The sequence below is a fragment of the Sulfuriflexus sp. genome (assembly GCF_032250955.1).
Classification (GTDB): Bacteria; Pseudomonadota; Gammaproteobacteria; order AKS1; family AKS1; genus Sulfuriflexus.
The window spans coordinates 44,410-63,360 of the sequence record NZ_JAVVES010000006.1; the positions used below are offsets into that span (position 1 = coordinate 44,410).

Below are 18,951 nucleotides of genomic sequence, written 5' to 3' on the forward strand. Positions count from 1 at the left end.
TTACTTGAGTTGCTCGTGCAGCAGCGTCAGGATGCGAAGCGCCGTGCCCGATTTTTCGGACTCTCCCTTGTCGTTCAAGATCACGACCTGGGTCTGCTGATCCTGCTCCTGCAGACGAACCAGGTAGGTACTCTTGTCCTGTACATCGTCATCACCGCTGAAGATATTGAAGGTCAGCTTGTCGAGCAGGCCCTTCTCCTTCTTCGCATTACTGTCCTTGAGCGGGTCGATATAACGCACATAGTACAGGCCGCGTGAACGATCACGGTCTTCAACCGTGAAACCGACCCGGTCCAGGGCCAGGCCGGTACGGCGCCAGGCGCGGGCGAAGTCATCCTTCACGGTGAGGCTGGCAGCGCCATCCACACCCTGAGTTAGCACCGCGCGCTCGATGCGATTCTGGCGGCTGGCAAACTGGTTACGGGCCTTGTCTTCCTCGACACCGAAGAACACCATCATGCGACGCAGCATTTCCACTTCGAGTTCCGGGTCAGAAGGCCGTGGCTTCCAGATGGTGCTGCTGCCGGTAGACTGGTCGATCACTTCTTCGGCACCGCGGTGGGTCAGGTACAGTTCGGTGGTACCCGCTTCACTGCCCTGCTCAAGGCGCACGCGGTATTTGTCCCGGGTGGCGGCAGAATAAATGGAGTCAAACAGTTTGCTGATATTGCGGGTAATGAAGTCCTGCGGGATATCGGCGCGGTTTTCCGCCCAGTCGGTTTCGAGGATACCGATACGCGGGTCTTCGCGCTTGATCAGCAGGCCGCTCTGCAACCAGAACTCGCGCATACGCGGCCAGACTTGCTGGGGGCTACCCTGAATAACGAGCCAGCGCGTGCTTTTGTCGCGCATGACGCGGACATTATCCTGTTTCGGTAACACAGCCGAGGTACGGATGGTCTGGGTGTTGACGCGCTCACGGCTGTAGTCAGACAGCCGGGCTGTACCCGTCGCCGGGGCGATGTCCGGTACGACCAGACCATCGTCAATGCTCGACGAGGTCAGATCCGGCGGGACTTCCAGAGTCGGGGCCTCGGAGGCTTCGCGGTAGTCGGTTTTCTTCTCGTCCGGCAGAAACTCTTTTTTAACATTATTAATGGTTTCACAACCGCTCATCCATGCCAGCGCGATGCTGACAACTACAATTCTTACTACGGCGTTCATTGCGTTACCCCGGTTTACGTTACATCCAGTACACCCGCCTTTCTCAGCGCGGCTCGTACTGACTCATGATACGGTTCTGACAACAAGGTCATCGGCAGGCGTATGCCGGTCTCTATCTTGCCCATTTCCATCAATGCCCATTTTACGGGAATCGGGTTTGCCTCCAGAAACAGGTCCCGGTGCAGCGCTTCCAGCGGCGCGTTGATCCGGGCCGCTTTTTCCGCCTCGCCTGCCAGTGCCGCGGCGCACATCTCATGCATGGCGCGGGGTGCGACGTTTGCAGTCACGGAAATATTCCCTCTCGCCCCGGCAAGAATGCAGTCGAGCGCGGTCGCATCATCACCGGTATACAGGTCAATCTTATCACCGCAGAGGGCAAGAATCTCGCGGGCGCGCTCGATACTGCCGGTGGCCTCCTTGATGCCGACAATATTCGGGATGCCGGCAAGCCTCGCCACCGTCTCGGGCAGTATGTCACAGGCTGTCCGTCCCGGCACATTATAGAGGATTTGTGGCACCGGCACGGCCTCGGCCACGGCCTTGAAGTGCAGGTACAGACCTTCCTGGGTCGGCTTGTTGTAATAAGGCGTCACCAGCAGACAGGCATCGGCCCCGGCCTGCATGGCACAGCGGGTCAGTTCGATGGCCTCGCTGGTGGAGTTGGCGCCGGTACCGGCGATGACCGGAATCCGGCCTGCAGCGTGCGCCACGGCCAGACGGATAATGTGGCAATGCTCCTCGGGGTCGACTGTCGCCGACTCGCCGGTCGTCCCCACAACGACAATGGCATCGGTGCCCTGCTCAATGTGCCAATCGATCAATCCTCGCAGGGAATCCTCATCGATCGCACCATCAGGGTGCATCGGCGTGACCAGCGCGACCATACTGCCATGAAACATCATTCAATCTCCGCAAAATACTTAGCAGGCGCATGGTACTTTCGCCTCCGCCTGAACACAAGCCAAAGCGTATGGGCAGGCGATAAACTGTCACTATAGCCGTATTCAGCAATTCAGCGTGTCTTGGCGGAAACAGGCGTGTTTAATGGCGTACACGACCATCACAGCCATTTTGGAACAGCACATGAGCAAAACAGCCCCTAAAGCCCCTGCCGGCGTCCGCGAGATCCGCATCAACCCCGTTATGCCCAGTGAATCGGTACTGGTTGCCACCGCTCGCGGTATGCGCCCGCGCAAGGAAGAGGAGCGCGTCGCGCGCCAGGCCGAGGCCCATGTCGAGCGCTGCCCGTTTTGTACCGGCAACGAAGACAAGACCCCACCGACCCTCGCCGCCTGGCCCAATGAACAGGACTGGGTAGTGCGGGTGGTGGAAAACCTCTTCCCGGTACTCGGTGAAGACACCCCCGACAGCAACCTCGTCTTTGGCCTGCAACAGGTAGTGGTTGGCTATGGCCGCCACGAGGTCATCATCGACCATAACAACCACGGCATCAGCATGCACGACATGAGCGAGGCGCACCTTGTTACCCTGCTCACGGCATACCGCGAGCGTATGGCCACGCTTTACGAAACCGACAAGCGTATTCGTTATGTGCTGGTCTTCAAGAACTTCGGCCCGGCTGCCGGCGCGAGTATCCCGCATACCCACAGCCAGGTCATCGCCATGCCGGTGGTGCCGGAGAACGTTCTCAACGAGGTGCAATATGCCCGTCTGCACCATGACAAGCATCACCAGTGCATCTACTGCTCCCTGATCAATGAAGCCATGACCTTCGAGGCGACTATCTATGATCGTGAGTCAGGGGAAATCCGCCGCAAGATCAATGTCGGCCAGTACATCATCGAACGCGGTGAAAAATTTATCGCCATCAAGCCTTTTGCCAGCCGTTATGAATGGGAAGTGCATATCCTGCCCCTGCAGCACGAGGCCGATTTCGTCAATGTCGATGCGGCTGATCTGGCGGACATGGCGCGAGTCCTGAAGCGCACCATGGCCCGGCTTGATGCTGTCATTGGCGGTGCCCAGTACAACTTCTTCCTGCATTCGCTACCCCGGGGAGAGGAGTTCGCCAGCGGCACACCGAGTTATCACTGGCACCTGGAGATCTGTCCGCGCACCAGCATCCCGACCGGTTTTGAACTGGGTTCCGGCCTGTTTGTCAGCACCATCAGTCCGGAAGATGCCGCCGAACAACTTCGTGCAGTACAACTTGATGACTGACGTGGTAGACTTGAGTGCATGACACCGATTACCTGTGACCAAAGACCGACATGAATAATTATCTCGTTATATCGGCTATTGGTGCCGACCGCCCCGGTATCGTCAATGCCCTGTCCTCAAGTATCCTTGAACACAATTGCAATATCGTCGACAGCCGTATGACGGTGCTCGGTGGCGAGTTTGCGATTATCATCATGGTCTCCGGAAACTGGGACAAGGTGGCCAAGCTGGAGACTGCCCTGCCGACACTGGAAGGCAAGCTCGGCCTGACCATCATTGCCAAGCGTACCGAGCAACGCGATACACAAGGTCGGATGCTGCCCTACATGGTCGAAGTGATCTCCATGGATCACGAGGGTATTGTGTATAACGTTGCCGAGTTTTTTTCCAGTCGTAACATCAACATCGAAGACCTCTCGACCGGCAGTTATTCCGCTGCCCATACCGGCACACCAATGTTTAACATGAACATGATCATCAGTGTTCCCGCTGATATCCAGCTAGGTGAATTGCGCGAACAGTTCACCGAATTTTGTGATGCACTGAACCTTGATGCGGTAATGGAGCCGGTCAAGGTCTGATCAGGCTCTGAATATAAGGCACGAGGCTCACATGGCTAAGGCAAAACCAGGCAAGCAGGTCACAGACATCCCAATAGCGGCCACCGGCGAACAGACGATCAAACTCTCCGATTACCGGGGCAAAAACATTGTCCTGTATTTTTACCCCAAAGACAGTACTTCCGGCTGTACCCGTGAAGGCCAGGACTTTCGCGACAACATTGCCAAATTCCGCCGGGCCAACACGGTAATCCTTGGAGTCTCGCGTGACAGTATCAAGTCACATGAAAACTTCCGCGCCAGGCAGGAATTTCCCTTCGATCTTCTCTCTGACAAGGAAGAAAAACTCTGCAATCAATTCGATGTCATCAAAGAGAAAAATATGTATGGTAAAAAGGTCATGGGTATTGAACGCAGCACCTTCCTGCTCGACAAGCAAGGCGTGCTCCGCGAAGAATGGCGCAAGGTAAAGGTCGATGGTCACGTCGATGAGGTTCTCGCCCGCGTCAAGGAATTGAACAAGAACCAGTAACCGTACCCGCCTATAACATCGGAGTAAGCGCCTTGGAATACACAGAGAACGGTGAAAAACGCACCTTTGTGCTCGATACGAACGTCCTCATACATGACCCCACCGCGATCTTTCGTTTCAAGGAACATGACGTCTATATCCCCATGATCGTGCTCGAAGAGCTCGATGACAATAAACGCGGTGCCTCGGAAGTTGCCCGCAATGCCCGCCAGGCCAGCCGCTTTCTGGATGACTTGCTCTGTAATATGAGCAGTGAACAAATCGAACAGGGTATCGAACTCCCGCATACGCACAACGCTGACAATGGCAATGCCGCCGGCCACCTGTTTCTGCAGACCCGCCTGTTACACGAGGAACTACCGGACACACTGCCCGGCGACAAGCCGGATAACCATATCCTCGGCATGGCATTGGCCCTGCAACATACGCAGCCCGAGCTGGCGATCACGCTGGTTTCAAAGGACATCAACCTGCGTATCAAGGCCTCGATCCTCGGCATTCATAACGAGGATTATTACAATGACCAGGTACTCGATGATGTGAGCCTGCTGTATTCCGGTCATCATGAGCTGCCGGATGAATTCTGGCAGGAACATGACAAGGATATGGAGTCCTGGCAGGAAGAAGGCCGCACCTTTTACCGTATCACCGGCCCCCAGGTCGCCGACTGGTATCCAAACCAGTGTCTGTCTATCGGCCATGAGCCGTTCGAGGCCATCGTCCGTGAAGTCGAGGAAGACAGCGCGGTTATCGAGCGCAGTCATAATTACCAGCAATCCACCAACGCCGTCTGGGGTATCACCGCGCGCAACCGTGAACAGAGTTTTGCCCTGAACCTGCTCATGGATCCGGAGATTGATTTTGTCAGCCTGCTCGGCATGGCCGGCACCGGCAAGACCCTGCTGACGCTCGCGGCCGGTCTTGCCCAGACACTCGACAAGAATCTCTATAACGAAATCATCATGACCCGGGTCACTATCCCCATGGGTGAAGACATCGGCTTCTTGCCGGGTACCGAAGAGGAGAAGATGACACCCTGGATGGGCGCGCTGATGGATAATCTCGAAGTGCTTACCGGGGTTGAAGAAGAGGGCGAGTGGGAGCGCGCCGCCACCGACGCCCTGTTGCAAAACCGCATCAAGATCCGCTCCATGAACTTTATGCGCGGCCGGACCTTCTTGAACAAGTACATCATTATCGACGAGGCGCAGAACCTGACCTCAAAGCAAATGAAGTCGCTCATCACCCGCGCCGGCCCGGGCACCAAGGTTGTCTGCCTCGGTAACGTGGCCCAGATCGACACCCCTTATTTAACCGAAACCAATTCTGGCCTGACTTACGTTGTTGACCGGTTCAAAAACTGGCCACATAGCGGGCATATCACCCTGATGCGCGGGGAACGCTCACGCCTGGCCGATTTTGCCTCGGATAACCTTTAACAAACCATGATGTTGCTAACCGACAGAAACAGGACCGCACGATTATTCCTTACCGGCGTGCTCCTCCTTGGTTTGTCGGTACAGCCCGTTGCCGCCGAAGAAAGTTATATCTCCGAGTCACAGAAAATATTCGACGTCATTGATCGCTGGGCAGAGGCCTGGATTAATCTGGATGCCTATACCTATACAAGTTATTACAGCAAAGACTACCGACCGGATAGCAATACCTCGCATCGTGCCTGGGTGGCCGGGCGCAAGGATCGATTTGCCCGACAGAAGTGGATAAAACTCGGCATCACCGGTCTGGTAATCAGCAAGGAAGCTAACGGTAACTACAAGGCCAGCTTCAGGCAGCGCTACAAGTCCGATAGCTTTCGCGACCTGGTGAAGAAGGAGATTGTTTTCATAAAGGAAGATTCACAGTGGCGAATTCAATCCGAGAACACCGTCGCCTTGCACTAACGTCCGGCAGACTACTCGGGCGATGCCGCCATATCGGCAGTTGCCCTTGGCCAGGCCGTCAATACCGCCTTGACCAGCGTCGCCAGCGGGATAGCAAAGAACACGCCCCAGATACCCCATAACCCACCAAACACCAGCACCGCAACGATGATCGCGATCGGGTGCAGATTCACCGCTTCAGAGAACAACAAGGGTACCAGCACGTTACCGTCCAGTGCCTGGATGACACCGTACGCCACCATCAGGTAAATGAATTCATTACCGGTGCCCCACTGGAAAAAAGCGATAATTGCGACCGGGAAGGTCACGACCGCCGCGCCGATGTACGGCACGATCACGGACAGGCCGACCAGTGCGCCAAGTAACATCGCGTACTGCAGCCCCATGGTCTCGAAGGTGATATAGCTGATCAGCCCGACAACCAGTATCTCCCAGAACTTGCCGCGCACGTAATTGCTTAACTGACCGTTTACCTCGTCCCAGACACTACTGGCCAGGCGTCGGTCCTGCGGCAGGTAACTGCTGGCCCAGTCGAGGATAAGCTGCTTGTCCTTGAGAAAGAAGAATACCAGCAGGGGTAACAGCACCAGGTACACGACCAGGGTCACAATATTGGTGATCGATGACAGCGAGAAGGCCAGCAGGCCTTGCGCCGCAGTCGCGATCTCGGCACGCAGGCTGTTCAACAAATCGGCGAGTTGTTGCTGGTTGATAAAGTCGGGGTAACGTTCCGGCAGGCGCATGATGGCTTCCTGCCCGGTGGTGATCATACGCGGCAGTTCATGCACAAACTGTGCGACCTGCGCCGAAAGCAGCGGCACCATACCCAGCAACAGGAACAGCAGAGCAATGATAAATAACAGGAAGGCTGCCCATACAGCAACCAGGCGCGGTACCCCGTGCCGTTGCATCATACCGATCAGGCCTTCGAGAAGGTAAGCAATCACGAGGCTGGCCAGTACCGGCGTGAGCATCTCGCCAAAATAAATGACCACAAGAAAACCGACCAGCAACAACACCGCCAGCATGACCACCTGTGGGTCAGAGAAGTGTCGTTTGAACCAGTTACCTATCACTTCAAACATTCCAGGCGGCCTTTGGTTTTAATCTTCTTTGCAGAGGGCTTCGTAGTGACGATGAAACAAGACCTGTAAGTCATCGATAACCACATTTGCAGCCCGCCCCTGCATAACATGTTCTGACATCAGGCCCGCGGCCTCGTGCAACAACTTGTCTTTATTCAGCATCGGGTAAGTCTCGGTCAGGCGGCGCATCGCGGCAACCACCGATTCGTCGTCGGGACGGGGAATATCGAGCGGTTCGCGAATCGAGAGAGTACGGGCATGCTCGGAACGAGAGAGCATAAACTCCGCATAGTCGAGGAGAGCCGCCTGCTCAGCGCGGCTCAATTGCCCGAGGATCTCAATCAACCTGTTTTTTACCGCTGTCATAATGAGTTAACCGGCCCGGGCAGAAAGGTATGCCTACTGATATTCAGAGGGTATTGTCACGATGAGTCTTGCAATAATGCCGGGCAAATTCAAGCAACTCATCCATTGCACGCAAACGGAACTTCTGCTTCTGATGAACAAAAGAGAACGGCCGTTCCAGGGACGGCTCCAGGGGCAAGGCCACCAGCGTGCCGAGTTGCAGTTCCTTGCTCACCGTGGCCAGTGATACCACCGAGATACCCATGCCGGCCTCTACGGCACCCTTTACCGCTTCCGGGCTGCCCAGTTCCATGTTGATACTCAAGGAACCCTTGATACCCTGTGTCTGCATGTACTCGGCAATCACGTCACGGGTCCCGGAACCTTCCTCGCGACAGATATACGGATAATCGACCAGCTTGGCGATCTCGACACTTTTCTCCGCCGACAGCTCATGATCCGGGGGCACAATCAGAACAAGTTGATCCTTCCGACAGACTTCTACGGCGAGATTCTTGTTACCGACCGGGGCCTCGACCACGCCAAGGTCGATAATGTTGTTCTCGACCATCTGCACGATGCCCTCGGTGTTCGACACCTTCAGACGCACATTCACATCCGGGTACTTGGCCTTGAAGTCACCTAGCAAGGCCGGCAACATGTATTCGGCGATCGTGGTACTCGCACCGATAATCACCAGGCCGCTGATCTCGCCGGTCAGTTCACGTACCGCATTTTCCATTTCGCCGTATAGCTCAAAAATCCGGTCCGCATATCCATAGACGCGACGCCCCGCATCCGTCAGACTGATGCGATTATGCGTACGATCGAACAAACGGGTATTAAAATACTCTTCCAGTTGTCGCACCTGGAATGTCACCGCCGGCTGCGTCATGTGCAGGGCCTCTGCGGCCTTGGTAAAACTCAGGTGACGAGCAACGGTATGAAAAACTTGTAGTCTACGATCAGCCATGGTGATCCTGTCGTGTATTTATCGGTTATAGTCGTCCCGCTCAATCCTTGCTGGTGACGTCGCTGCCATTCAGAACAGGCCGGCTTGCGATTATATGCCATTTGGCATTCATTAGAACAGTTTATACAGAACCAACTTATATAGTATGAGAGAAAATTCAGCTTCGGGTAGCAAAAAAACCCTTATACATCAGCGTTTCCGGGGCTTTCTGCCCGTCGTCGTCGATGTCGAGACTGGCGGCTTTAACCCGGAAACGGATGCCTTGCTTGAAGTCGCTGCCATCACTATCGGCATGGACAAGGACGGCATGCTCTATCAGCGCGAGAGTGTCTCGGTGCATGTTGAACCTTTTCCGGGAGCCAACCTCGAGCAGAAATCCCTCGATTTTACCGGTATCGATCCCTATCACCCGTTCCGCCTCGCCAAACGCGAAGACGAGGCACTGGACAAGATCTTCACGCCCATCCGCGCCGAGCTGAAACAGAGCAACTGCAGCCGCGCCATCCTGGTTGGCCATAACCCGTTCTTTGACCTCGGCTTTCTCAACGCCGCCGTCAAGCGCGCCAAACTGAAAAGCCCCTTTCACGCCTTCAGCAGCTTTGACACCGCTACCCTTGGCGCACTTGCCTATGGCCAGACAGTGCTGGCGCGCTCGGTACAGGCCGCCGGCCTGGAATGGGACGACAATGAGGCGCACTCGGCACTCTACGATACCGAGCGCACCGCCGCGTTATTCTGCAAGATCATGAATACCTGGAATCACCTGCAACGGTGACCGCGGTGAGATGCGTCCTGTAAGCCTTGCCTGTTAACAAAAAACGGTGTCCCGTTACCGGGACACCGTTCTTCTCCAGAATACTGACCTGAATTTATTCTGCTGCAGGTTTGGCTTCCGCACTGGCCGTGGCGGCCTCGGCCATTTTCTGCAATTCACCGCTCTGGAACAGCTCGAGGGTGATATCACAACCACCCACCAGCTCACCATTGATGTAAAGCTGCGGGAAGGTTGGCCAATTAGCGAAGTTCGGCAGGTTTTCATAGACTTCCTGATCGGCGAGGACGTTTACATAACCAAACTCAACACCACAACCCTGTACCGCCTGGGCGGTACGACCGGAAAATCCGCACTGCGGAAATTGTGGCGTGCCTTTCATATACAACACGATCGGGGTGCTCTCGACCTGCTGCTTGATGCGTTCTAATGGATCCATAATAAATACAACCTCATGTTTTTACTGTCAATAATCAGGTGGTGATGGCGTAGATATGGGGACGCAAACCCGTATTTCAAATACCTGACTGTTTTACCCTGAATATACCGTTAGTCTACAGGTTTTGCAGCCGGGGTTCTAGCCCACCCCATCGACATTACGCTGCAGCCAGAACTCAAGCAGTGCCAGGTGCCAGAGCTTGCTGCCCATAATAGGTGTCAGGTATTGCTCCGGGGCGGCCAGCAATCGCTCGACATAGGCCTGCTGGAACAGGCCGCGCTCGCGGCAGGCCCGCGAGTGCAGGATATCGCGCATGAAATCGAGGAACTCGCCGCGCACATACTTGAGGGCCGGCATCGGGAAGTAGCCCTTGGGGCGATCAATGACCGCGTCCGGGATGCGGCCACGCGAGATGGCCTTGAGCGGATACTTGCCGCCCTCGCGCATGCGCATTTCCGGTGGCATCTGCATGGCCAGCTCGACCAGTTCATGATCAAGGAACGGCACACGGGCCTCCAGGCCCCAGGCCATGGTCATGTTGTCGACGCGTTTGACGGGGTCATCCGTGATGAGCATGGTCGTGTCCATGCGAAACACCTGGTCCATGAAGCTGTCCGCGCCCTCGCGGTGCAAACGTTCACCGATCAGGCCGCTGGTGTAATCGAGACCATGCCAGGCCGGTTCGAGTGCGGTGAGCAGTTCATCATGGGGACGGTCGAAATAATGCTTGCGGAAGCGCTCGAGGTAGTCACCTTGCTCGGCGGCCATGCGCGGGTACCAGAAATAGCCGCCAAAGACCTCGTCGGCACCCTGCCCGCTTTGCACGACCTTGACCTCTTGCGAGACCCGTTCGGAAAGTAAATAGAAGGCCACGGCATCCTGGCCAACCATCGGTTCGGCCATGTGATCGACGGCCTCGGGCAGGCGCGTCAGCACCTGGTCATTCGGGATCAGGAATTTGTGATGCTCGGTACCGTAGCGCGCCACGACCTGGTCAGAGAATTCAAATTCACTGCCCTTCTCTTCAGGCTGGTCTTCGAAGCCGATGGAAAAGGTCTTCAGGTCTTGCTGACCGGCCTCGCAGAGCATGGCCACCAGCAGGCTCGAGTCCAGGCCGCCGGAAAGCAATACGCCGACAGGCACATCGGCGGCCAGGCGACGGCGGTCAACCGCAGTTCGCAGGGCAACGTGGATTGCCTCGACCCATTCCTCTTCTGACATCGCCTGCGCCGGGCGTTGGGCATTCAACGTCCAGTAACGGCGTTGTTGCTTGTTGCCATCGACCTGCATCGACAGGGTCGTGCCCGGCTCCAGCTTGCGGATGCCGCTCAACACGGTGCGCGGTGCGGGTACCACGGCGTGCAGGGTTAGCTGATGATGCAGGGCCACCGCGTCTAGCGAGGTATCGATGCCGCCACTGGCAAGCAACGCCTGCGGGTTGGAGGCGAAGCACAGGCGACCGCGTTGATGTGAATAGTAAAGCGGTTTGATGCCCAGCCGGTCACGGGCCATGAATAACTGCCGGTGCTGCACGTCCCAGATGGCAAAGGCAAACATGCCGTGAAAATGCTCGACACACTGCTCGCCCCACTCGGCATAGCTTTTCAGGATAACTTCACTATCACCGTCACTGACAAAACTGTGCCCGCGCGCGCTCAGCTCGCTACGCAACTCGCGGTAGTTATAAATCGTGCCGTTAAAGACCAGGCGGTTGCCGGTCTCGGTATCGAGCAGTGGCTGGTTGGCGCGTGCCGAGAGATCGATGATCGCCAGGCGACGGTGACCGAGTGCCAGCGGGCCATCGAGGTAATGGTCCCCCGAATCCGGGCCACGTGGCGCCAGCACCTTGAGCATGCGGTCCATCGCCGCCTGCTCCGGATGCGAGCCATCAAAACGTAATTCACCACAAATACCGCACACAAGGACGTTCCTGAAGTTGGATCAAAGAGACATAGAAATCGCTACACCGGCAAACTACGGTGCCACGGACAGTTTCGAAACGACGCGACTGACGCCGTCCACACTACGGGCAATGCGCACGGCGCGATCCACCATATAGCGACTCGCGACCTGCCCGTACAGGGTAACAACATTCTGATAAGTACTCACCTGGATCTGCACACCCTTGAGCACACTGTCAGCCTGGTAATGTGACTTGATTGTCGAGGTGATCGCACCGTCAGCAATGATCCGGTCGTGACTGCGATTGCTGTGCGTGCCCTGATAATCCCCTGACGGCGGGTTACCAACAAGGGCCCCGGCACAGCCGGCCAGTCCCGTTACCATAATAAAACCACTTGCCATGAGTAATTGCCTTAGCATTTTCTGCTTGCCTCCTTCCCCCAGCCGCCGCCGCCGGGCGTGCTGATACAAAGCCTGTCACCAGCCTCGACCTGCAGGCTGACCTTACCGGCCACCGGTTTGTCATTGTACCGGTTTTCGCCGGCCTGCCCGGCCCCGCCACCCGCCACACCCCAGGCGGAATGCCGCCGCCGCTCGGTAAGCAGTGTCACCGATGCCGGGGCCAGAAATTCATATTCACGCACCAGGCCATCACCACCCCGGCGCTGCCCGGCACCACCTGAATTATCCCGGATCGCGTAGCGATTGATACGCAAGGGGTAGTGCATTTCCAGCACCTCGATGGGCGTGTTCAGGGTATTGGTCATATGAGTTTGCACCGCACTCAGGCCCCCGCCCTCTGCACCGGCGCCCATGCCACCGCCGAGGGTTTCGTAATAATCCCAGGAGCGCGCGCCGCGCGCGCCCATGGCAACATTATTCATGCTGCCGTGACTGGCGGCGGGGATGCGCTGCGGGATCGCCTGTGCCAGCGCGCCCATGACCACGTCAACCACGCGCGTGCTGGTCTCGACATTACCGGCGGCGACAGCGGCCGGGCGCTTCGCATTCAGCAAACAACCCTCCGGCGCGCTGAACCGGATGCTGCGAAACGTGCCGGCACACGCCGGGGTATGCGCCGGCATCAGGCAACGGAAGACGTAATAGACGCCTGCGGCAGCCACCGACAGGGGACAGTTGATATTGCCGGGGGTCTGCGCGACCGTGCCGCTAAAATCCACCGCGATATTGTCACCGCTGACAGTAACCGTCGCCACGATCGGCAAATCGAAATGGCCAAGGCCATCATCATCCATCACATCCTCGAAGCGGTATTCCCCATCGGGGATGTCGCGCAAGGCCGTGCGCGCCAGGCGCTCGGCATAATCATTCAGTTCCAGCAGGCCCTGCGCGAAGGCCTCACGCCCCAGAGCCGTGACGAGTGACTGCAGGCGGGTCAGACCGGCCTGGTTGGCGCTGATCTGGGCGGCAAAATCCCCGCGCGCCTGTTGCTCGTGCTGCAAGTGGCTGATGATGTGGGTAAACATGGCCTCGTCAATCGCACCGCCGCGGAGCAGTTTCGACGGCGGGATGATAAGCCCCTCTTCCTGCAGGCAATGACTGATGGGCATCGAGCCCGGCGAGTCAGCACCGATATCGGCATGGTGGGCACGGTTGACGACAAAGGCGAGCAGCTGTTCGTCCAGAAACAGCGGTGCTATCAGGGTCACATCGGGTAAGTGGGTGCCGCCGAAATAGGGATCATTGAGCACCACCATGTCACCGCGATGCCACTCCACCTCGCGCACGATATCACGCATGGCATAGGCCATACTGCCAAGGTGTACCGGGATGTGTGCCGCCTGCGCGCACAATTCACCCCCGGCATCGAACACGGCGCAGGAAAAATCCAGGCGGTCCTTAATATTCGGTGAAAACGCCGCGCATTGCAGGCGTGCCCCCATTTCCTCGCAAACGGCTTCAATACGGCTGGCAAACAGTGTCAGATCAACGGCGTTCATGCGGGCGGAGTTTAGCAGAGCTGCACCCGGCCAGGACATAAATCATGGGCGCATATTGCATTCAGTCCCGGCTTGCTTATAATGGCCCACTAATTTGCTAAGTTATTCAATAAGAAAGGGGATCACATCATGAATCCATTAAAATCTGTCCCGGGGACTATCATCTCGGGTGTAATCTTGGCCCTCATTATGGCCTTCGTTATGAAAGGTGAAACCTCCAACCCCGTTGAGTGGACCGTCTGGTTCCATGTTGTTGTCGGTGTCCTCTGGATTGGCCTGCTCTACTACTTCAACTTCGTACAGGTTCCCGGCGTTGGTCAGGCCCTGGCTGACAAGGAGCCCGGTCCGGCTGCCATCAACAAATATATCGCACCGCGCGCCCTGGCCTGGTTCCGCTGGGCGGCCCTGCTGACCTGGCTGTCTGGTGCCGCGGCCCTGTGGAAACTGGGCATTCTGCATGCTGCCTTTACCCTGCAAGACCATGCCGCCGTTATCGGCGTCGGTGCCTGGCTGGGTACCATCATGCTCCTGAACGTCTGGGGCATCATCTGGCCTTGCCAGAAACGCATCCTCGGCATGAAGGAGGCAACACCCGAGAAAATTGCCAAGTGCAAGGTCTGGGCCCTGATGGCCTCACGCACCAATACCGTGTTGTCGATCCCGATGCTGCTGGCCATGACCGCCAGCACCTTCCACAATGGTGGTATGCCGCTGTAAGACCGCTGGCAGGTAATCAAGGCGAAACCCGGTGCCGAGGCACCGGGTTTTGTTTTTTAGAGCTCGCATTAAATATCTTGATTTATAGTTATTTAGGTTTAGAATTCAGTCTCTATTGATGGCGGTACCCTTGCGGGGCTGCCTTTTTTGTTTTCTACGGACAAGCTGATGATCGATGCACTCATGAACACCTATGCCCGCCTGCCGGTGAACTTTACCCATGGCGAAGGCGCCTGGCTGTGGGACAGCGAAGGCCACAAATATCTCGACGCCCTTGGCGGGATCGCCGTATGCGGCCTTGGCCATGCCCACCCGGCTGTAACCAAGGCAATTTGCGACCAGGCGGCCACCCTCGTGCATACCTCGAACCTGTATGGCATCGAGGCGCAAAACCTGCTGGCGGAGAAACTCACGGCACTCGCCGGCATGCAGAGCGTGTTCTTCAGTAACTCGGGGGCCGAGGCCAACGAGGCCGCGATCAAGATCGCCCGCCTGTATGGCCACAAGAAAGGGATTGCCAAACCGAATATCATTGTCGCCGATGGCAGTTTCCATGGCCGGACCATGGCCACCCTGTCGGCCACGGGCAACCGCAAGGTACAGGCCGGCTTCGAGCCACTGGTGCAGGGCTTCATCCGTGTGCCATATAACGACCTCGAGGCCATCCGCACCGTGGCCAAAAACACCGATGGTGTGGTCGCCGTGCTGGTCGAACCCGTGCAGGGCGAAGGCGGCATCAATATCCCTGCCGCCGATTACCTGGATGGCCTGCGCGCCCTCTGCGATGAAAACGACTGGCTGTTGATGCTCGATGAAATCCAGACAGGCATGGGCCGGTCCGGCAAATGGTTTGCCTTCCAGCACAGCAACAGCCAGCCGGATGTCATGACCCTGGCCAAGGCACTCGGTAACGGCGTCCCTATCGGTGCCTGTCTCGCCGCCGGCAAGGCCGCCGACCTCTTCCAGCCGGGCAACCACGGCTCGACCTTTGGCGGCAACCCGCTTGCCTGCCGCGCGGCAATCGCCGTGATCGACAGCATGGAAGAGCAGAGACTGGTGGAACGCGCCCATGTTCTCAGCCAGAAACTCGTTGCCGGTTTCAAGGCACGCCTGGCTGAAAACCCGCATATCGCGGATATCCGCGCCTGCGGTCTGCTGCTCGGTATCGAACTTGATATGCCCTGTGCGGCACTGGTCCGCGAGGCCCTGGCTGACGGCCTGCTGATCAACGTGACCGCGGAGAAGGTCGTGCGCCTGCTGCCGCCGCTTATCATCAGCGATGCCGAAGCCGACATCATCGTAGACAAGGTCAGCAGCCTGGTGGAGGCCTTTGTCGCTGATACCCCGGCCAGCGCCCGGGCCTAAGGATATCTATCATGGCAGTTAGACATTTTTTGACCCTGCTGGATCTTGACCCCCTTGAGGCACAGGCGCTGATTGATCGCGCTATCCATCTGAAACGCCAGCACAAGATCGGCGATGTTATATACGAGCCGCTAAAAAACAAGGTGCTCGGCATGGTGTTTGAGAAATCCTCGACCCGCACCCGCGTCTCATTTGAAACCGGCATGGCGCACTTTGGTGGGCAGGCGATCTTCCTCTCCCCCCGCGATACCCAGCTTGGCCGCGGTGAGCCGATTGAAGACAGCGCACGGGTACTGTCGCGCATGGTCGATATCATCATGATCCGCACGTTCGAGCATGAAAAGATCGAACGCTTCGCCGAATATTCACAGGTTCCGGTGATCAACGCCCTGACCGACAGCTATCACCCCTGCCAGCTGCTCGCCGATATACAGACCTATGTCGAGCATCGCGGCAGCATCGCCGGCAAGACCGTGACCTATATCGGGGACGGCAACAACATGTGCCACTCCTATATCAATGCCGCGCGCCTGTTTGACTTCAAACTCCGCGTTGCCTGCCCGCAAGGCTATGCACCGGATGCCGAAATCGTGGCGCCTGCCGCTGACCGTGTTGAGGTTCTGCGTGACCCGCTGACCGCCAGTGAAGGTGCTGACCTGGTGGTCACCGACGTCTGGGCCAGCATGGGCCAGGAAGACGAATCGGCTGGTCGGGCCCGGGCCTTTGACAATTACCAGGTCAATGCCGAAGTCATGGCACAGGCCAATGACGATGCCCTGTTTATGCATTGCCTGCCCGCCCACCGTGGCGAGGAAGTGACCGCGGATGTCATCGATGGCCCGCAGAGCGTGGTCTGGGATGAGGCGGAAAATCGCCTGCATGCACAAAAGGCCCTGCTCGAATTCCTGATGCGTTAAGGCGGCGTTTAACACCATCGCTTAAAGCCTCTATACTGAACGCATGACATCACTTCTCGAACTTAAAGACATCGAATGCCGCTACGAAGATCGCCCGGCGGTGAGCGGCCTGTCTATGCATGTCAACGAAGGCAGTATCATCTGCCTGCTCGGCCCGAGCGGCTGCGGCAAGACCACCGTATTGCGCGCTATCGCCGGCTTTGAACCCATTTACAACGGACAAATCATTCTTGGCGGCAAGGTAATCGCCTCGCCGACCTCATCGTTGCCGCCACACAAGCGAAACATCGGCATGGTCTTCCAGGATTATGCCCTGTTCCCGCACATGACCGTCTGCCAGAACGTCAGCTTTGGTCTGCGTGGCCTCTCCAGGCTCGCCATGAAGACTATCGCCGAGGATATCCTCGGGGTCGTCGGCCTGGCTGGCTTCGGCGATCGTTACCCGCACGAGCTTTCCGGCGGCCAGCAACAGCGCGTCGCCCTGGCGCGCGCACTGGCCCCCAATCCCGACATCATTCTGCTCGATGAGCCCTTCTCCAATCTTGATATCGACTTGCGTGAACGCCTGAGTCTCGAGGTGCGCACGATTCTCAAGGGCCAGGGCATTACCGGCATCCTCGTCACCCATGACCAGAACGAGGCGTTTGCCATCGGTGATCAGATCGGCGTCATGTACGAAGGTCGTATCATGCAATGGGATACGCCTTACAATCTTTATCACGATCCGGCGAATCGATTTGTAGCCGACTTTATCGGTCAGGGCGTATTCCTGCCCGGCGAACTGATTGCCCCGGACACCATCAAGACCGAGGTGGGCAGCATCACGGGCGATCGCGCCTACGAGTGGCCGCAAGGCAGCAAGGTGGACCTGCTGCTGCGCCCCGATGATATTCTCCCTGACAGTGACAGTCACCTGATCGCCAGGGTCATCAACAAGGCCTTCAAGGGTGCCGAGATCATGTATACCCTGCAACTACCGACCGGCCGTCGTATTCTCTCCATGTTCCCGAGTCACCATGACCATAACCTGGGAGATGACGTGGCGATTCGTATCGACGCCCCGCACATGGTGGCCTTTCCGCACGAGGCCTGATCCGTCCTCAAGGTTACGTTAAACTGTGAAGAACAGCACTCTTTGAGAGTCTCATCTGCGATTAAAATACCCCTGTAAAAACAGTAACCCGGGCATTCGGGAGGCCTATCCGTGAACAAGTGGTTAATCAGCTTTATTCTTTTTCTGGCGAGTGCAGCCGTTCTTGCCGACACCCGCTATGTGTCCGATGAACTTACCATTACTGTGCGCAGCGGCCCGAGCAATCAGCACCAGATCGTTAAAATGATACGTTCCGGTGCCAGGCTCAATGTCATCGAGGAAGTTGTCAACAACGGTAAACAATATGCCCGTGTTCAGGCCGGGGAAATGAAAGGCTGGGTACTGTCGCAATACCTGACGCCTACGCCGATAGCCCGTGACCAGCTTGAGGCCGCGCAAGACAAAACCGGGAAATACCGCGCCGAGAATGCCAGCCTGAAAAAACAGCTTGCCGATCAACAACAGGCCCGTATCGAAGTGGAAAAGCAACGCGAGCAATTCAGGCAGCGCGCAGAACAAACGGCGCAGGAACTGAAAAGCCTCAAGCAGGCTTCGGCGCGCCCACTCGAACTCGCCAGGAATAATGAACAATTGCGGCAAGAACTCGCCACACACCTGAGTGAAGTCCAGCTACTCCGCCAGGAGAATGCCGATCTCAAAAGCCGCGACGAACGCGAATGGTTTATCGCCGGCGCCGCCATCGTGCTAATCAGCATTATCTTCGGTATCCTGCTAACCCGCATCCGCTGGCAGAAACGTTCAAGCTGGGGCGGGGGGTCTTTGTGATTGATGATCGAGGATTGATGAATGATGATCTTTTAAAAGCCCAACGCAGAGGCGCGAAGGCGCAGAGAACGCAAAGTAGCTGTAGGTCGGATTAGCGCTAGCGTAACCCGACAGATTTTTCTTAAGAGCTTTAAATATTAAGAAGCCTTTTAAAAAAACCTGTCGGATTACGTCGTTATCACTCCTAATCCGACCTTGTATCTCTCTCGATAGGCTGTTTAGCTATCAGCGTATCAGGGTGTGTGATGAATGTGTATC

20 protein-coding genes are annotated in these 18,951 nt (G+C 56.9%); 11 read left to right on the plus strand and 9 right to left on the minus strand.

Annotation, left to right across the window (positions count from 1 at the left end; all coding sequences use genetic code 11):
- Both bamC and dapA read right to left on the minus strand, forming a co-directional pair.
- Entirely contained in the window at positions 1-1,164 is a 1,164-nt protein-coding gene (gene bamC, locus RQ738_RS01805; RefSeq protein WP_314161669.1) for an outer membrane protein assembly factor BamC, read from the minus strand.
- A 14-nt stretch (positions 1,165-1,178) separates the two neighbouring features.
- Positions 1,179-2,063: a 4-hydroxy-tetrahydrodipicolinate synthase gene (dapA, locus tag RQ738_RS01810; protein WP_314161691.1), complete on the minus strand. Its 885-nt coding sequence runs from the start codon at positions 2,061-2,063 to the stop codon at positions 1,179-1,181.
- Between the two features lie 184 nt (positions 2,064-2,247).
- On the opposite strand from dapA, the gene RQ738_RS01815 reads away from it, so the two are divergent.
- The 5 genes from RQ738_RS01815 to RQ738_RS01835 are packed head-to-tail and all read left to right on the plus strand — an operon-like array spanning position 2,248 to position 6,338.
- Positions 2,248-3,345 (plus strand): DUF4931 domain-containing protein, encoded by a 1,098-nt coding sequence (locus RQ738_RS01815; RefSeq protein WP_314161670.1) that lies wholly within the window; start codon positions 2,248-2,250, stop codon positions 3,343-3,345.
- Between the two features lie 50 nt (positions 3,346-3,395).
- Complete coding sequence (locus RQ738_RS01820) at positions 3,396-3,926, plus strand: glycine cleavage system protein R (protein WP_314161671.1); 531 nt, start codon at positions 3,396-3,398, stop codon at positions 3,924-3,926.
- A 31-nt stretch (positions 3,927-3,957) separates the two neighbouring features.
- Positions 3,958-4,437 (plus strand): peroxiredoxin, encoded by a 480-nt coding sequence (locus RQ738_RS01825; protein ID WP_314161672.1) that lies wholly within the window; start codon positions 3,958-3,960, stop codon positions 4,435-4,437.
- A 32-nt stretch (positions 4,438-4,469) separates the two neighbouring features.
- Positions 4,470-5,876 carry a PhoH family protein gene (locus RQ738_RS01830; RefSeq protein ID WP_314161673.1) on the plus strand — a complete coding sequence of 469 codons (1,407 nt, stop codon included), beginning with the start codon at positions 4,470-4,472 and terminating at the stop codon, positions 5,874-5,876.
- Between the two features lie 6 nt (positions 5,877-5,882).
- A complete protein-coding gene (locus RQ738_RS01835) occupies positions 5,883-6,338 on the plus strand; it encodes a hypothetical protein (RefSeq protein ID WP_314161674.1) in 456 nt (151 codons plus the stop codon).
- 11 nt (positions 6,339-6,349) lie between these two features.
- Here RQ738_RS01835 and RQ738_RS01840 read toward each other — a convergent pair whose 3' ends face one another.
- The 3 genes from RQ738_RS01840 to RQ738_RS01850 are packed head-to-tail and all read right to left on the minus strand — an operon-like array spanning position 6,350 to position 8,741.
- A complete protein-coding gene (locus RQ738_RS01840) occupies positions 6,350-7,423 on the minus strand; it encodes an AI-2E family transporter (protein ID WP_314161675.1) in 1,074 nt (357 codons plus the stop codon).
- Positions 7,424-7,441: 18 nt separating this feature from the next.
- Positions 7,442-7,789, minus strand: a complete 348-nt coding sequence (locus RQ738_RS01845; protein ID WP_314161676.1) for a Crp/Fnr family transcriptional regulator — start codon at positions 7,787-7,789, stop codon at positions 7,442-7,444.
- Between the two features lie 43 nt (positions 7,790-7,832).
- Positions 7,833-8,741 (minus strand): LysR family transcriptional regulator, encoded by a 909-nt coding sequence (locus tag RQ738_RS01850; protein WP_314161677.1) that lies wholly within the window; start codon positions 8,739-8,741, stop codon positions 7,833-7,835.
- A 145-nt stretch (positions 8,742-8,886) separates the two neighbouring features.
- On the opposite strand from RQ738_RS01850, the gene rnt reads away from it, so the two are divergent.
- The gene (gene rnt, locus RQ738_RS01855; RefSeq protein WP_314161678.1) at positions 8,887-9,516 is read left to right on the plus strand and encodes a ribonuclease T; all 630 of its coding nucleotides are present in this window, start codon (positions 8,887-8,889) and stop codon (positions 9,514-9,516) included.
- 94 nt (positions 9,517-9,610) lie between these two features.
- Here rnt and grxD read toward each other — a convergent pair whose 3' ends face one another.
- The 4 genes from grxD to RQ738_RS01875 form a co-directional block, all read right to left on the minus strand.
- Entirely contained in the window at positions 9,611-9,952 is a 342-nt protein-coding gene (grxD, locus tag RQ738_RS01860) for a Grx4 family monothiol glutaredoxin (protein ID WP_314161679.1), read from the minus strand.
- A 138-nt stretch (positions 9,953-10,090) separates the two neighbouring features.
- Positions 10,091-11,872 carry an N-acetylglutaminylglutamine amidotransferase gene (locus tag RQ738_RS01865; RefSeq protein WP_314161680.1) on the minus strand — a complete coding sequence of 594 codons (1,782 nt, stop codon included), beginning with the start codon at positions 11,870-11,872 and terminating at the stop codon, positions 10,091-10,093.
- Positions 11,873-11,926: 54 nt separating this feature from the next.
- Entirely contained in the window at positions 11,927-12,274 is a 348-nt protein-coding gene (locus tag RQ738_RS01870) for a BON domain-containing protein (protein ID WP_314161681.1), read from the minus strand.
- Positions 12,268-13,815: a hydantoinase B/oxoprolinase family protein gene (locus RQ738_RS01875; RefSeq protein WP_314161682.1), complete on the minus strand. Its 1,548-nt coding sequence runs from the start codon at positions 13,813-13,815 to the stop codon at positions 12,268-12,270. Before RQ738_RS01875 ends, RQ738_RS01870 begins: the two co-directional genes overlap by 7 nt.
- A gap of 201 nt (positions 13,816-14,016) precedes the next feature.
- Between RQ738_RS01875 and RQ738_RS01880 the strand changes: the two genes are divergently transcribed.
- The 5 genes from RQ738_RS01880 to RQ738_RS01900 all read left to right on the plus strand — a co-directional run bounded on the left by RQ738_RS01880 (position 14,017) and on the right by RQ738_RS01900 (position 18,693).
- Positions 14,017-14,532: a urate hydroxylase PuuD gene (locus RQ738_RS01880; protein WP_314161683.1), complete on the plus strand. Its 516-nt coding sequence runs from the start codon at positions 14,017-14,019 to the stop codon at positions 14,530-14,532.
- 168 nt (positions 14,533-14,700) lie between these two features.
- Positions 14,701-15,897 (plus strand): acetylornithine transaminase, encoded by a 1,197-nt coding sequence (locus RQ738_RS01885; RefSeq protein WP_314161684.1) that lies wholly within the window; start codon positions 14,701-14,703, stop codon positions 15,895-15,897.
- An 11-nt stretch (positions 15,898-15,908) separates the two neighbouring features.
- Entirely contained in the window at positions 15,909-16,814 is a 906-nt protein-coding gene (argF, locus tag RQ738_RS01890; RefSeq protein ID WP_314161685.1) for an ornithine carbamoyltransferase, read from the plus strand.
- A gap of 43 nt (positions 16,815-16,857) precedes the next feature.
- On the plus strand, positions 16,858-17,907 hold the full coding sequence (locus RQ738_RS01895; protein ID WP_314161686.1) for an ABC transporter ATP-binding protein: 1,050 nt from the start codon (positions 16,858-16,860) through the stop codon (positions 17,905-17,907).
- Positions 17,908-18,018: 111 nt separating this feature from the next.
- Positions 18,019-18,693 (plus strand): TIGR04211 family SH3 domain-containing protein, encoded by a 675-nt coding sequence (locus tag RQ738_RS01900; RefSeq protein ID WP_314161687.1) that lies wholly within the window; start codon positions 18,019-18,021, stop codon positions 18,691-18,693.
- The last annotated feature ends 258 nt before the right edge of the window (positions 18,694-18,951 follow it).

Bases quoted from the DNA above. Each gene is read 5' to 3' on its own strand.
- bamC (WP_314161669.1), bottom strand. From the start codon at position 1,164: ATGAACGCCGTAGTAAGAATTGTAGTTGTCAGCATCGCGCTGGCATGG.
- dapA (WP_314161691.1), bottom strand. From the start codon at position 2,063: ATGTTTCATGGCAGTATGGTCGCGCTGGTCACGCCGATGCACCCTGAT.
- RQ738_RS01815 (WP_314161670.1), top strand. From the start codon at position 2,248: ATGAGCAAAACAGCCCCTAAAGCCCCTGCCGGCGTCCGCGAGATCCGC.
- RQ738_RS01820 (WP_314161671.1), top strand. From the start codon at position 3,396: ATGAATAATTATCTCGTTATATCGGCTATTGGTGCCGACCGCCCCGGT.
- RQ738_RS01825 (WP_314161672.1), top strand. From the start codon at position 3,958: ATGGCTAAGGCAAAACCAGGCAAGCAGGTCACAGACATCCCAATAGCG.
- RQ738_RS01835 (WP_314161674.1), top strand. From the start codon at position 5,883: ATGATGTTGCTAACCGACAGAAACAGGACCGCACGATTATTCCTTACC.
- RQ738_RS01840 (WP_314161675.1), bottom strand. From the start codon at position 7,423: ATGTTTGAAGTGATAGGTAACTGGTTCAAACGACACTTCTCTGACCCA.
- RQ738_RS01845 (WP_314161676.1), bottom strand. From the start codon at position 7,789: ATGACAGCGGTAAAAAACAGGTTGATTGAGATCCTCGGGCAATTGAGC.
- RQ738_RS01850 (WP_314161677.1), bottom strand. From the start codon at position 8,741: ATGGCTGATCGTAGACTACAAGTTTTTCATACCGTTGCTCGTCACCTG.
- rnt (WP_314161678.1), top strand. From the start codon at position 8,887: ATGAGAGAAAATTCAGCTTCGGGTAGCAAAAAAACCCTTATACATCAG.
- grxD (WP_314161679.1), bottom strand. From the start codon at position 9,952: ATGGATCCATTAGAACGCATCAAGCAGCAGGTCGAGAGCACCCCGATC.
- RQ738_RS01870 (WP_314161681.1), bottom strand. From the start codon at position 12,274: ATGCTAAGGCAATTACTCATGGCAAGTGGTTTTATTATGGTAACGGGA.
- RQ738_RS01875 (WP_314161682.1), bottom strand. From the start codon at position 13,815: ATGAACGCCGTTGATCTGACACTGTTTGCCAGCCGTATTGAAGCCGTT.
- RQ738_RS01880 (WP_314161683.1), top strand. From the start codon at position 14,017: ATGAAAGGTGAAACCTCCAACCCCGTTGAGTGGACCGTCTGGTTCCAT.
- RQ738_RS01885 (WP_314161684.1), top strand. From the start codon at position 14,701: ATGATCGATGCACTCATGAACACCTATGCCCGCCTGCCGGTGAACTTT.
- argF (WP_314161685.1), top strand. From the start codon at position 15,909: ATGGCAGTTAGACATTTTTTGACCCTGCTGGATCTTGACCCCCTTGAG.
- RQ738_RS01895 (WP_314161686.1), top strand. From the start codon at position 16,858: ATGACATCACTTCTCGAACTTAAAGACATCGAATGCCGCTACGAAGAT.